Origin of the sequence: Jejubacter calystegiae, from assembly GCF_005671395.1 — a bacterium.
Lineage (GTDB): Bacteria > Pseudomonadota > Gammaproteobacteria > Enterobacterales > Enterobacteriaceae > Jejubacter > Jejubacter calystegiae.
The window spans coordinates 1,668,380-1,681,630 of sequence record NZ_CP040428.1; the positions used below are offsets into that span (position 1 = coordinate 1,668,380).

A 13,251-nucleotide genomic window follows, 5' to 3' on the forward strand; every position below is an offset into this window, starting at 1 on the left:
TCCGGTTTCATCTGAACCTGTACACCGGTTGATAATTCGAACTTGTTCCCTCAAGTCGGGGCGTCTGTTTTGGCAGACTCCCTGCTCTCGATTATGCAGAATAATTCCAGTCAATCAGATTGATGTCAATGCCCACACTCCCGGACGGTATATCTGTCGGTGTGTAATGACAACTCCTGCTCAAGCGTTTTACCCATGATACTCCCCCGCCCCAGCATGAACGGGAGAAGATGCAACAGTATCCCTGGTGTGGGATAAAAACGTTTTGAATTTTACGAACATGACTTCTCCTCATAAAAAACCAGTAAACGCCTGAATAAATCCTCAAAGAACGAATAACTCTTTTTGCGATTTTAAAAATAAAAACTGGACACAATAAAAAAGCCCCTTCATCTGAAGGGGCATGCTGCCAAATGATGATATAATGACGGCATGACTGGACCAGCCTCCCGGGTTATTCCCCGGCGCCAGCAGGGCCTGGCGCCGTTCGCTACACCACGGATTACCGATCATGACCTCCCCGGCCACGCCACATAATGGCAACTAACATGCAGTTGGCAAAACAATCAAAACTCGCATCTGACTTTATTAGGATCCTCGCCATAAGGAGGTGAGTAAATAACGAGTATTTTAACTGGTTCATCACTAATAGCGGTAAACACATGCATCACATCCGGTGGAAAATAACAACAGTCACCCGGTCCCAGTTCGGCCTCCTGCCCGTCAATCTCAGCCAGAGCTCTGCCCTCCAGGATATAACAGACCTGCTCCATACCTGGATGCGCATGAGGCTGCGCCCCTTTCCCTTTCTGAAGGGTTCCGTGGAGAACTTCCAGGTGCTGCGCACCAACCGTATCAGGGCCGATAAGACGGCGGTTAGTGGTGCCAGTATGGTTAACCGGATGATAACCAGGAACATCTTTAAGGCGGACAAAATAATTATGAGTGGCCATATTTCTTTCTCTTTTAAATGAAGTCCCCTTGTGTAACCCAATGAATTATCGGGTATATATTTTTCCAGATCCTTACTGAAGCAATTTTCGAGCAACTCACCTCCAGTGAAGGGTGGCAAATTATAGTGGAATATCCAAGAGACATAATCCAATATTAATAGCGTGGTTTTTAATATTAATAATGTCTCACTATGATTTCAGAACGTCAGTTATCTCAGTTCATTGCGGTCGCGGAAGAACTTCATTTTGGCCGTGCCGCACTCAGACTTAATATGGCCCAGCCTCCGCTCAGCCAGGCTATCAAACGGCTGGAGGCAGCCATTGGTGTGCCCCTGTTTATCAGGGATAAACACTCTGTAACCCTGACTCCTGCAGGTAAGGTCTTTCTTGATGAGGCCAGAGAATTACAATCCCGCAGCCGCATGGCTGTTGAGGCCGCCCGGCGTGCGGGTGACGGCTATACCGGGAAAATAGTCGTCGGATTCGTGGGATCAGTCAGTTATGAACTGGTACCCGGTATACTCAGCCGTTTCAGGAATAAATATCCTTCCATACATATTGATTTACGTGAACAGACCTCCGCAGAACAGCTTGAAAGTCTGCGTTCAGGATGTATTGACGTGGGCGTTCTGCGCTTACCATTGAGCAATACTTCTGATATCGATATCCAGACTGTTGCCACCGAAAAACTCATGATTGCCCTCCCTGAACATCATTCTCTTGCCGGTAAGCCCTCGGTGGCACTAAAAGATCTGTCCCAGGAAAAATTCATGAATTTTCCGGCGGATAAGGTACCCCACCTTCATTCAAAACTTATTATGGCCTGCGATGAGGCAGGTTTCAGTCCGAATGTAGTTACAGAGGCATGGCAGATTACCAGCATACTCAGTCTGGTCAGTTCGGGGATGGGTGTTGCATTATTGCCGGCCCAGGCGAGGAGTAGCCATTATCCGGGCGTAATCTTCCGTCAGATCGCGGTCCCGTCAATCCATCTTGAGCTAAAAATTGCCGTTGCCTGCCGCAAAGACGATGCTTCTGTCGGTGTGAGTGCTATGGTTTCCGTTATCAATGAGGCAGGTGAAGCTTTATCGCGTGCCACCTGAAGTATGAGCTCAACAGGAGTGCTCGTAATATTATATTAATATTACAGATCGTTTTTTTAATATTATATTTATTTCATAATAAAGATTAAATTTGAAGCTGTAATATTTAACCAGGTAAATTTTATGGCCACGAATAATCATTTAAAAAAACGAACCTTAGCCAGTGGAGAACTATTCCCTCTGAGCTGCTTGCTGGAAACACTTCACCTCGGATCTGATATCTGGGGTTCGGTCACTCTGGAAGGAGAAGATCCTGTTATTCAGTCTCCTCATTATCTGGGGGAGGCTTCTGCCAGTGCTCATCTTTCTATCGGTGTAGCAGGGGCAGCAATATGGAAGGAAAGAACAGGTAAAACCACGGACATTACAATAAATATTCTGGATGCACTAAATCATTTGCATCCCACCCACTTCGTTCAGCAGCAGGGAAAAATGATTAATGTCGGTGCTGAATTTGTACCCGTGAATGGTCTTTTCCGCTGCCGCGATGAAAGGCATATTATGCTGGAAGCCGGTCCTCCTTATACAAAGCTTCAAAAGGGCTATCAGAACTTCTTTGACTGTGGAGATAACAAAGTCTCTTATACGCGAGAAGTAGCACAGTGGGAGTCTTTTGCCCTGGAAGAAGCGCTGTCATGCGCCGGGCTACCCGCCTGTCGTACATTTACTCCCGAGGAATGGCGCAGTCATCCACAGGGAAAATTACTGGCAGAAACACCGGTTGTAGAAATAGTAAAAATTTCTGATGGTGATCCGGTACCTTTCATGCATACAGGCGAACTAACTGCGCCTCTGGCTGGAGTGAAAGTGTTGGATTTTACCCATGTACTGGCTGGACCGCGCAGCGCCAGAACGCTTGCGGAATATGGCGCAGATGTTCTGCACATTTCAACGCATCAACACCCGGATACATTTTCACAGCATCTGGGTGTGGATGTCGGCAAACGATGCGCTTACCTCGACATGAACTCTCCAGTCGACCGTGAAAAAATGGGCTGGCTCCTTGAGGATGCCGATGTTTTCACCACCACATATCGTACATCCGTTAATGATCGGTTTGGTCTTACACCAGAGCAGGCAGCCAATAAAAGCAGACGCGGCATAATTTATATGTCTGCCAATGCATATGGACACCGTGGCCCCTGGGCTTTCAGGCCGGGATTCGACCAGAACGCGCAGGTCGCCTCCGGATTTGCTTATACTGAGGGGGGTGGAAACAATCCATGTTTCTCACCGGTTTTTTATCTGGCCGATTTAATAACGGGCTATCTGGCGGCTGCCGGAATGATGGCAGCCCTACTCCGGCGCGCGCGTGAGGGCGGATCTTATCATGTCAGACTTTCCCTGGCCCGCAGCGTAATGTGGGTTCAGGAACTGGGATTACTTGATACCTGCATGCAAAGTCATCTACCGGCGAAAGATACATACCGGCCACGGCTTGTTAGTTATGACAGTGTGTATGGCACGATAACCAATCTGGCACCTCCGCTAACATTCAGCACCCTGAAACTACCACAGACAACCTGGATAGAGCCATACGGAGCCAGTGAAGCTTCCTGGTCCTCATTCCTGCGTTAAACTTATGCGGGCAGTTTATCCAGTACCCGAGCGGCAGTCGCCTGATAACGCCGGGGCCAGGTCGCGCTGTTTCAGGACCACATCGATCTTTCTGTATGCTTATGCTCTGGCGTAGGTGGAAGAAGAGCCTGATCAGGAGGCGTTGGCAGATATCACTGTTCGCATAGGTAGTTTACGTGACGTCTTTGTTCAATGTCGGATATTCTGGCCATGTTCGCAAGCGCTGGAAAGTCGCTAAAGCGATAGAAACTGTTCGGTGCCGGGAGCTGCTTCATGGATTTGCCGGGCCACAGGCGTAGCTCGCCGAGGTGCGCCAGTGATATGCCATCCAGCGCTTCGGGCAGAGTTAGTGGCTGTGGACGCGCACTTTCCCCCAGTGGTAGCGTCGGCCAGCGCAGATCCCCCGTGTTATAATCCCGTCTTAGTACCAGGAATTTTTGCGGCACCCGGCAGCGGCTGTTCCACCACAGGCCATCAATACGATCGAAACGCTCCCGCGTTTTTGTGGCTGGTTGCGCATCAAGCTGAAGGAGTGCATCCGTCAGCGCCGTATCCATCGCAACGTCATATTCCTCGACCGAAGCGGCATGGCCGGTCAGAATCAGGTTGGTCGCAATACGCGCGCCGAGCAGGTTAGAGTAGAGATCTTCTGGTGAAAAGGCGGAAACGGTTTCTGAAAAACCGCAAACTGATTCATAACCATACCACTGCGCCACTTCATGCCAGGCCGCAACCTGGTACGCCAGACGTGCGGCCAGCCAGGCGGCGATCGTGTAACGTCTGGAGGGCTGAGAGGGGGGGAGAAGGTGAAAAGTTGGATCTCGCGTCGGGCCAGCTCTTCACCCAATGTCAGTGTAACATTCTGCCCCAGTCGTGGCTGGATTTGGCTAAACAGCCAGATCGTCATATCCGCAGTGTCGCGAACGTGCGCGATATCGATAAAACCGCCGCGCCGGGTATAAAGGATGCCATTATTTTCGCTGCCCAGCCCCGACAGATTCAGCAGTGCGGCGAAGGCGCTGTCGTTATAGCGATGCCGACCGGTGTCATCGGCTTCGACCACATTGTTAATTTTATAGAATGGTACCGGAATGCCGAACGCGATGGCTTTCAGGTTGTATCCAAAGGCACAGCAGGGGCGTAGTCCGTCGGGTTGTGCAAGCGGCTCTGTAGTTGGCCATGCCCGGGTCGCCTGCTGATGTGGCGGATTACTGAAATCTGTTGGAATGGGAATGCTCGCGATGGCGGCTGTGCTGAACAGCGACGCGCACAGCGTAATAATTCGGACGATCAAAATGCTTCTCCCGCCTGGAAATAGAAGCCGCTACTGCCTTTACCTACCCCAAAGTCGAGCCTGACGTTCATACGTGGTTTGAACTCGAAGCGATAACCCACCCCGGCAGAGGGCAGCCAGCGCGATTTGCCTAACTGACTGAACCGGGGGGACATAGTGCCGCCGCCGATCCAGCCGACAATACCGTGACGCCAGCTGAGCTTATGACGTAGCTCTAGTTGGCTGCTGACGGCGTTGCGATCGCGATAACGACCTTCGTAATAGCCGCGCATGCGGTGGCTGCTGCCCAGTAGCGGCAGCATATTCCATGGAACGTCTCCCTGAGTGAAGTGTCCGTTCACCTCCCAGGCCAGGATGTCGCGCTGGTCCAGGGCGTGGTACAGACTGTAGCGACTCTCATATTCGTTAAAGCGGGTGTTGCTGCCCAGATCTGGCGCGTAGCGGGTATAACGCATAAACAGGGTTTGGCCTTTACGCGGATTAGGTACGAAGTCGCGAGAATCATAGTTCAGGCTGATGCTAAATCCGGAACTGGTGACCGAAGCACCATCTGGTTCTTTCAGCAGTGGCCCGGTGTGGGCATCGTCAATCTGTCCGGCATGAAGTGTGGAAAACGACCAACCAATCCCCATCCAGGTATTCGGTGCGATGCGCCGATAAAGGTCCGGGCGGATGCTGAATGCTTGTGCCGTGTATTTTTGTTTGTGGCTGTCGCGTGCCCCGGCGCGGAAACCACGACCCCAGTAATAGGTCGGAGTGTTGTCCAGCGCACCGTCAAGGAAGATCCGCCAGCGATCGTCAGCGAAAAAAGCGTAGTTCTTCATGCTCAGCCCCAATGCACCAGTAGAGCTAACATAGCCACTCAGCGAGAGCGTTGAATTTTGCGTGTCGGGACCGCTGGTGTCGGGTCGGTACATGCCGACCACCGCCGCACCAACACCCAACCCCAGCTCCGGAGTATAAAAAGGACCGGGCATCACGCCCCAGTCGATGCCTTTACTGGCATCGAATTTCCCGTCCGCCCCCAGCTTGTTAAGCCAGGTGTCTATGCGCTCCCGGGAAGGCAACAAGCTGTCGGCATGCGCGGTCTGATGGAAAGTCAGGCAGCAGAATACGACCGCCAGGTAACGCCAATACATCAGAAGCGAAACTCTCCGGACATAAAGAAGCTGTTACGTTCAGCGAAACCAACTTCGGTGGTGATATTAAAGTTACGGGTGAGTTCATAGCTGGCGCCGACCAGCACGTTCCAGGGCGATTCAAGATGCTGCTTAACGTCAAAGCGTCCGCTGCCTTTCTGGTTCGCCATCTGCATCAGAGATTGCAGGTTACCGGGCATATGGAGATCGCTCAGCTTGCCTTTAAACTCCTGCTGGACGTTCTGGTACATGCTGCCGACCCAGAGGTTAAGATGGCTTTCGCCCAGATGCAGAGTCTGAACCGGCGGCAACGTAAAGCGATAGCCGATGCGCGGCGAAAGGGTGAATGCGTCGATACTCCCGTCCAGAATATCAAAGCGGGTCTGGGTATAGTTCATATCCAGCAGGCCGAACCAGTTATCGTATCCACCGGCGAATACGGTTCCCACGCCGAAAGTATCACCTTTAAAATTCAGCTTAAAATCTAAATTTCGCAGGTCGCCTGATTTATTCATGCCGTGAATGACACCAGCGATCATCTTGTTAATTAGGCCGCTCTGGGAAGCTGAATCAGAATCAACGGATACTTTTGATAATGAACTGCCACGGGTTTTACCGATAATGCCATAAATATTCATAAATGGCAGTATCCAGGCATCCAGCTTAATAGTACGAGTAGTACTGCGCTGGCGCGTTTTCGCCACATTAATGTCGAATAAGTTGGATGGCAGGTTGATGTTGCCGATCCCCAGTCCGGAAAAGTGAATGCTGTCTACGTCGATATTTTGGCGAATATTCATGTAGTTAATGTTAATACCAAACGGCTCGGGTAGATCGTATCCCCGCGCCCGGGCTTCGTCCCCTAACAGAGGAAGAAAAGAGCCAGAAGAAACGGCAGCGCTATTCTGGTCGGTATGTACTGCGGTGGGGGCCGTTTCTGCGTGAGCCAAAGAACAAAATGCTGCAGTATAAAGCAGCGAAAGAAGCGTGCGCTTTTTCATTATTGTCGTGAATATTTATAGGGAGACAAGAGTTCTAGGATATATAAAAAATCAAAATATAGATATTATCTAAAGATGCGTTTTAGGACTTTTCTTGCTATATTTGACGGGGTAAGGGCAACGTGCCGTAGGGAAAATATAAAAGAAACGTTGAATTTTTATATTTGATCAAATAAATAATAATTTATTTATGTTAGACGCTGAGGCAGCGAAAAAATCTGAATTCGGAATGCAAAAACCCAGCCGTAAGGCTGGGTTCTGATAATTCGTGGTGCCCGGACCCGGAATCGAACCAGGGACACGCGGATTTTCAATCCGCTGCTCTACCGACTGAGCTATCCGGGCAACGGGGCGCATTAAACCTTAAAGGGTGACCATCGTCAACGGCTTTTCGGGAAAAAACGGCGTTAACAGTGTTGATTGCCTGCTTTTCAGGCAATCAACGGCAAATATCAGGTCAGGGCGCCCGCGGTGCGGCATTGGGCCAGACGCAGGATATCTTCCGCCAGTCGGCGGGCGGTATCCACGTCCTGCTGGCTGCGGTGAACCAGCAGTCGGCTGAGGCAGCCTTCCAGCACCAGCTCCATCTGTTTTGCCACCATATCCGGATCGTCCACTTCCAGCATCGTCAGTAACTCGTGGGTGTAATTCCACGCCGCCTGTTTCTGTTCGATGGCCAGTTGGTGGATGGGGTGGTTGGCGTCCGGAAACACGTTACAGGCGGCAATAAACAGACAGCCGGGATAGCGCTGGTTGCCAACGAATTCGGTGAGCGCATCGTAGCGGCCCAATAGCTTCTGCTGCGGACTTTGGGTTTCATCGTGAATTAACTGGCGGCGCCAGGCTTCAATCTGCTGACTGTGGTAGCGCAGGGCATCATAGAGCAGTGCCTCCCGATCGGGCCAGAAATGGCGGAGCTCGTCGGGTGAGTAGCTGACCTCTGCGGCCACCATTTCCAGTGTGGTGCTGGCAAGTCCCTCCCGCTCCAGCAGATGCAGGGCCTGCTCTAACACTTCTTCGCGTTGCACGGTTGTCTCCTCATTGTTCCCTTGTCAGGCTGTGCGCGAATAAATCGCAACGGGGCACAGCCTGAGTGTTGTTTACTTAAGGCTATTCTGCAAATGGTTGTGGAAGCGTTCGGCATCCATAAATCCGGTTACACGCGTCTGAGGTTGTTCCTCTCCTTCCTTATTAAAGAACAGGATCGTCGGTAACCCCAACACCTTAAGTCGTTTTAGCAGGGCCACATCACGCGGGCCGTTGGCGGTGACATCCGCCTGTAATAGCACGCTGTTCTCCAGCGCCTGCTGAACCTGAGGGTCGCTGAAGGTGTACTTTTCGAACTCTTTACAGGCCACGCACCAGTCGGCGTAGAGATCCAGCATCACCGGTTTTCCTCTGGCCTGGGCCAGCGCCTGGTCGAGATCCTCTACGCTTGAGATACGGGTAAAGTTCAGGTGCGACTGCTGCGTGCTTTGAACCGTGCCGAAGGCCCAGTCCTGGAGCGGTCGGGCGCCAATGAGCGCAGCCCCCAGTAGCAGAATTTGCAACAGCGGCAGCCAGCGCATTTTTGCCTTCAGGCTGGCAATAAAGGCCCAACCGAAGAAGGCGACGCCCAGGGCGCTCCACATCCGGATGCCCCAGGGCTCGCCCACAATTCGCTCCAGCAGAAAGACCGGCAGTGCCAGAATCACGAAGCCGAAGGCCACCTTAACATTTTCCATCCACGGGCCGCTTTTGGGCAGCAGACGGTTGCCGAACACCGCCACCAGAATCAGCGGCAGCCCCATCCCCAGGGCGTAGAGCCAGAGGGTGACGCCGCCCAGTAGCATATCGCCGCTTTGGGCGATATAGAGCAGAATGGCGCTCAGCGGCGCGGTGGTACAGGGGGAGCAGATAAGCCCGGCGATGGCGCCCATCACAAAGACTCCAGCCAGCGAGCCTCCCTGCTGACGATTGCTCATCAGCGTCAGTCGGGTCTGGAGCGATGAGGGCAGTTGCAGCGAAAATACCCCGAACATCGACAGCGCCAGCAGCCCGAAGATGGCGGAAAGGCCAATCAGCACGTAAGGATGCTGAAGCGCCGCCTGGAACTGCAGACCGGCGGCGGCCACCACCAGACCCAGTGCGGTATAGGTCAGCGCCATGCCCTGTACGTAAATAAAGGCCAACAGCAGCGCCCGGCCAGTGGAAAGGCGCTGACGCTCGCCCAGCACAATGCCTGAAATCAGCGGATACATCGGCAGTACGCAGGGGGTGAAGGCCACACCAATACCAATCAGCAGCGCCCAGAGCGTGGAGAAAGGCAGGGCGGGCGCGGGGGCTGGGTCGGCAGTCGGGGCTGTCTGAATCGCCTGTTTGCTCTCGCCTCCGCTTGATGCCGCAACGGCGCTTAACGGCACGGTTTTCGTTTCTGGCGGATAGCAGAAGCCCGCCTCGGCGCAGCCCTGGTAGGTTACGCGTAAACTGGCTCCAGGACCGGCCTGTTTTATCGACAGCGCCAGACTCAGATTATCCGGGAAGATTTGGCTCTTGCCGTAAAATTCATCCTCGTGCCATTTGCCCTGCGGCAGGGTAAAGGTTGCCAGTTCGGCGCCTTCCGGCACCAGTTTGATCTGCTGGCGATAGAGGTAATAACCCGGCTTCACCTGCCACTGCAGCGCCAGAGAGCGGCCGTTCTGCTGAAAATCGAAGGCGAACGCGCGATCCACCGGCACAAACTGGCTCTGTCCCTGGTGGTTAAATAACCCGGCAAAGGCTGAACTGGTGAAGAGTAAAACGATTAACGTAAAGAGGCGTAGAGCCATGACAGGTACTCACTATCTCCTTGTATGACGGGCAAAACCAGTAGTTCCGGCGTGTCATAGGGGTGGTTGCGTTTCAGACTGATAAGGAGTTCATCCACGTGGGCTTTGTCGCTTTTAATCAGCATTTGCACCTCGTATTCCTGCTCCAGCTTTCCCTGCCAGTGATATAGCGAGGTTGCGCCGGGCAGTAGCGTCACACAGGCGGCGAGCTTTTCTCCCAGTATGTAAGAGGCCAGCTCCTGCGCGGCGGATTCATCGGGGGCGGTGCAAAGGATAACAACGGCATCGGGCGTGGTCATGGCAAACCTCCGTATCAGCAAGTCGTCAGCAGACTATATCACGGCGGTTGGGTTACAAAGTGAGTAAATCGCCCCCTTAAACAGGAAGGGGGCGTGGAGCCTCAGAGGACCAGACCACCGACAAGGAAGCCCAGAATTACGCACAGCGCGATGGCGATAACTCCGGGGAGCAGGAAAGAGTGGTTAAAGACATATTTGCCGATGCGGGTAGAACCGGTATCGTCCATTTCTACCGCCGCCAGCAGAGTGGGGTAGGTAGGCAGAACAAACAGTGCGGAAACGGCGGCAAAAGAGGCGATAGCCGTCAGCGGGGTGACGCCCAGCATCAGCGCGGCAGGCATCAGTGCCTTGGTGGTGGCGGCCTGGGAGTAGAGCAGGGTCGCAGCGAAGAACAGGACCACCGCCAGCAGCCACGGGTAGTTATGCAACAGTTCGCCGGCAACTTCCTGAATATCGCCGATATGGTGCTTTACAAAGGTGTCGCCCAGCCAGGCCACGCCCAGCACGCAGACGCAAGCGCTCATCCCGGATTTAAAGGTCGCGGCATTGAGGATTTCGCCGGTATCTACTTTACAAGTGATGCAGATCAGGGTGGCGATGGTCAGCATAAAGACCACGATGGCCTCGTTACGCGGCAGAACCGGGTTGCTGATAAGCCCCACCGTGTCGCTGATGGCGGTGGCGTAGAACATCACCGCGACAATGCCTACCAGGAACAGTAGCACCGAACGGCGGGCGTGGGGCTTCAGTTCAAACACCTTGCTGCCGCGCAGGGTGACTTCGCCTTTGGCCAGTCGTTCCTGATAGACCGGATCGTCTTTCAGCTCGCAGCCCAGGAAGTTACAGACCACGGCAGTCAGCATCACGGCCACCAGGGTGACCGGAATGCAGATACCGAGCAGGGTCAGGTAGCTGACGCCCAGCGGCTCCAGGATTCCGGCAAAGAACACCACGGCGGCGGAGATTGGCGATGCGGTAATCGCAATCTGTGAGGCGACCACGGCGATGGAAAGCGGGCGAGAGGGGCGGATGCCCTGCTCCTTCGCCACTTCGGTAATTACCGGCATGGTGGAAAACGCGGTATGGCCGGTGCCGGCCAGGATGGTCATAAACCAGGTCACCAGCGGGGCGATAAAGGTAATGTACTTCGGATGACGGCGTAGCAGACGTTCGGCAAGGCTCACCAGATAGTCCATACCGCCGGCCACCTGCATGGCGGCGATAGCGGCGATGACCGCCATAATAATCTCAATAACGTCAAAGGGAATGGCTCCCGGGTCGACCTGAAAGAGTAACGTTAACACCAGCACTCCCAGACCACCGGCAAAGCCGATCCCGATACCGCCGAGTCTGGCTCCCAGATAGATAGCCAGCAAAACGATGACAAGTTCAGCACCAAACATGATGGTTTCCTTACAAGATTGCTAAGTTGAAAATAAATTGTTGTGTATTCGTAGAAGCATAAAAGAAAAAAGGCACGTCGCGATGGACGTGCCTTTAGTTGCTAACCCGGTTTAGTTTTATTGCTCGCTTTCATCGGTATAGCGTTTAGCTTTATAAGCGGGGTGCATCAGGTTATGCACCGAGAAGATATCGTCCAGCTCCGCCTCGCTCAGCAGACCGCGCTCCAGTACCACTTCACGCACGCTCTTACCGGTTTCAGCACAGATTTTCCCGACAATATCGCCATTGTGATGGCCAATATACGGATTCAGATAGGTGACGATGCCGATAGAGTTATAGACATAGCTCTCGCACACCTCTTTATTCGCCGTAATGCCATTCACGGTTTTTTCCAGCAGATTGTAGCAGGCATTAGTCAGAATATGGATGGATTCGAACAGCGCCTGACCAATCACCGGTTCCATGACGTTCAGCTGCAGTTGACCGGCTTCCGACGCCATAGTGACAGTGGTGTCGTTGCCGATGACCTTAAAGCAGACCTGGTTGACCACTTCCGGCACCACCGGGTTGACCTTGGCCGGCATAATGGAGGAGCCCGCCTGCAGTTCCGGTAGATTGATTTCGTTCAGGCCCGCACGCGGTCCGGAAGAGAGCAGGCGCAGGTCGTTACAGATCTTGGAAAGCTTCACCGCCAGACGCTTCAGGGAGCTGTGCACCATAACGTAGGCGCCGCAGTCGGAGGTGGCCTCGATCAGGTCTTCGGCCGGTACCACCGGCAGATTGCTGACTTCGGCCAGCCTTTGCACCGCCAGTTGCTGATAGCCGTCCGGGGTGTTGAGGCGGGTACCGATAGCGGTAGCGCCCAGGTTTACCTCGAGCAGTAGCTCTGCGGTACGCAGCAGGTTTTTGGTCTCTTCATTCAGCAGAACCCGGAAGGCGTGGAACTCCTGCCCCAGGGTCATGGGAACAGCGTCCTGCAACTGGGTGCGGCCCATTTTCAGCACGCCTTCGAATTCAACGCCTTTACGCTGGAAGCCTTCGCCCAGTTGGTTGATGGCATCGACCAGTTTCACGATGGAGGTATAGACTGCGATACGGAAGCCGGTGGGATAGGCGTCGTTGGTAGACTGGCATTTGTTCACATGGTCGTTGGGGTTGAGGTACTGATACTCCCCCTTCTGATGTCCCATCAGCTCCAGGCCGATGTTGGCTAACACTTCATTGGTGTTCATGTTTACGGAAGTACCGGCGCCGCCCTGATAGACATCCACCGGGAACTGATCCATGCACTTACCGTTGTTCAGCACTTCATCGCAGGCGGCAATAATGCTATCGGCGACGCTGCGCGGAATGGTCTGCAACTCTTTGTTCGCCAGCGCGGCGGCCTTTTTGACCATGACCATACCGCGCACAAACTCAGGGATATCACTGATTTTGTTGTTACTGATATAGAAGTTTTCAATCGCTCTCAGAGTATGGATACCGTAGTAGGCCTCTGCCGGAACTTCCCTGGTACCCAACAAATCTTCTTCGATACGAATGTTGTTTAACATGTGAACCTTCTTATGCAAGCTGCAGGATGAATTGTTAAGAACTCATACAGGATCTGTGGTTATAGAGCTATTTGGCCGATGATTATTTCCATATATGACCAGGTTGCCATGATCATATGC

The 13,251-nt window shown here is 53.2% G+C and carries 10 protein-coding genes, 1 tRNA gene and 1 pseudogene; 2 read left to right on the forward strand and 10 right to left on the reverse strand.

Annotated features, from left to right (window positions below; genetic code table 11):
- Nucleotides 1-566: 566 nt before the first annotated feature.
- Nucleotides 567-953 carry a cupin domain-containing protein gene (locus FEM41_RS07650; protein WP_138095418.1) on the reverse strand — a complete coding sequence of 129 codons (387 nt, stop codon included), beginning with the start codon at nt 951-953 and terminating at the stop codon, nt 567-569.
- Between the two features lie 191 nt (nt 954-1,144).
- Between FEM41_RS07650 and FEM41_RS07655 the strand changes: the two genes are divergently transcribed.
- Both FEM41_RS07655 and FEM41_RS07660 read left to right on the forward strand, forming a co-directional pair.
- Nucleotides 1,145-2,056 (forward strand): LysR substrate-binding domain-containing protein, encoded by a 912-nt coding sequence (locus FEM41_RS07655; RefSeq protein ID WP_138095419.1) that lies wholly within the window; start codon nt 1,145-1,147, stop codon nt 2,054-2,056.
- 123 nt (nt 2,057-2,179) lie between these two features.
- A complete protein-coding gene (locus FEM41_RS07660; RefSeq protein WP_138095420.1) occupies nt 2,180-3,634 on the forward strand; it encodes a CoA transferase in 1,455 nt (484 codons plus the stop codon).
- A 152-nt stretch (nt 3,635-3,786) separates the two neighbouring features.
- Here FEM41_RS07660 and FEM41_RS07665 read toward each other — a convergent pair.
- The 9 genes and pseudogenes from FEM41_RS07665 to aspA all read right to left on the reverse strand — a co-directional run bounded on the left by FEM41_RS07665 (nt 3,787) and on the right by aspA (nt 13,131).
- A pseudogene (locus tag FEM41_RS07665) lies at nt 3,787-4,931 on the reverse strand (DUF4056 domain-containing protein).
- Nucleotides 4,925-6,067 (reverse strand): BamA/TamA family outer membrane protein, encoded by a 1,143-nt coding sequence (locus FEM41_RS07670; protein ID WP_138095421.1) that lies wholly within the window; start codon nt 6,065-6,067, stop codon nt 4,925-4,927. The pseudogene FEM41_RS07665 and the gene FEM41_RS07670 overlap by 7 nt, the downstream one beginning before the upstream one ends.
- Entirely contained in the window at nt 6,067-7,068 is a 1,002-nt protein-coding gene (locus FEM41_RS07675; RefSeq protein ID WP_138095422.1) for a hypothetical protein, read from the reverse strand. Before FEM41_RS07675 ends, FEM41_RS07670 begins: the two co-directional genes overlap by 1 nt.
- A 269-nt stretch (nt 7,069-7,337) precedes the next feature.
- Nucleotides 7,338-7,413, reverse strand: a tRNA-Phe gene (locus FEM41_RS07680).
- Between the two features lie 107 nt (nt 7,414-7,520).
- Nucleotides 7,521-8,096 (reverse strand): transcriptional regulator, encoded by a 576-nt coding sequence (locus tag FEM41_RS07685; protein ID WP_138095423.1) that lies wholly within the window; start codon nt 8,094-8,096, stop codon nt 7,521-7,523.
- 72 nt (nt 8,097-8,168) lie between these two features.
- Nucleotides 8,169-9,875 (reverse strand): protein-disulfide reductase DsbD, encoded by a 1,707-nt coding sequence (locus FEM41_RS07690; RefSeq protein WP_138095424.1) that lies wholly within the window; start codon nt 9,873-9,875, stop codon nt 8,169-8,171.
- Nucleotides 9,851-10,174: a divalent cation tolerance protein CutA gene (gene cutA, locus FEM41_RS07695; protein WP_138095425.1), complete on the reverse strand. Its 324-nt coding sequence runs from the start codon at nt 10,172-10,174 to the stop codon at nt 9,851-9,853. Before cutA ends, FEM41_RS07690 begins: the two co-directional genes overlap by 25 nt.
- 101 nt (nt 10,175-10,275) lie before the next feature.
- On the reverse strand, nt 10,276-11,577 hold the full coding sequence (locus tag FEM41_RS07700; RefSeq protein WP_138095426.1) for an anaerobic C4-dicarboxylate transporter: 1,302 nt from the start codon (nt 11,575-11,577) through the stop codon (nt 10,276-10,278).
- A 117-nt stretch (nt 11,578-11,694) separates the two neighbouring features.
- A complete protein-coding gene (gene aspA, locus FEM41_RS07705; RefSeq protein ID WP_138095427.1) occupies nt 11,695-13,131 on the reverse strand; it encodes an aspartate ammonia-lyase in 1,437 nt (478 codons plus the stop codon).
- Nucleotides 13,132-13,251: the final 120 nt, after the last annotated feature.

Coding starts and splice junctions, on each gene's coding strand:
- FEM41_RS07650 (WP_138095418.1), bottom strand. CDS start 953: ATGGCCACTCATAATTATTTTGTCCGCCTTAAAGATGTTCCTGGTTAT.
- FEM41_RS07655 (WP_138095419.1), top strand. CDS start 1,145: ATGATTTCAGAACGTCAGTTATCTCAGTTCATTGCGGTCGCGGAAGAA.
- FEM41_RS07660 (WP_138095420.1), top strand. CDS start 2,180: ATGGCCACGAATAATCATTTAAAAAAACGAACCTTAGCCAGTGGAGAA.
- FEM41_RS07670 (WP_138095421.1), bottom strand. CDS start 6,067: ATGTATTGGCGTTACCTGGCGGTCGTATTCTGCTGCCTGACTTTCCAT.
- FEM41_RS07675 (WP_138095422.1), bottom strand. CDS start 7,068: ATGAAAAAGCGCACGCTTCTTTCGCTGCTTTATACTGCAGCATTTTGT.
- FEM41_RS07690 (WP_138095424.1), bottom strand. CDS start 9,875: ATGGCTCTACGCCTCTTTACGTTAATCGTTTTACTCTTCACCAGTTCA.
- cutA (WP_138095425.1), bottom strand. CDS start 10,174: ATGACCACGCCCGATGCCGTTGTTATCCTTTGCACCGCCCCCGATGAA.
- FEM41_RS07700 (WP_138095426.1), bottom strand. CDS start 11,577: ATGTTTGGTGCTGAACTTGTCATCGTTTTGCTGGCTATCTATCTGGGA.
- aspA (WP_138095427.1), bottom strand. CDS start 13,131: ATGTTAAACAACATTCGTATCGAAGAAGATTTGTTGGGTACCAGGGAA.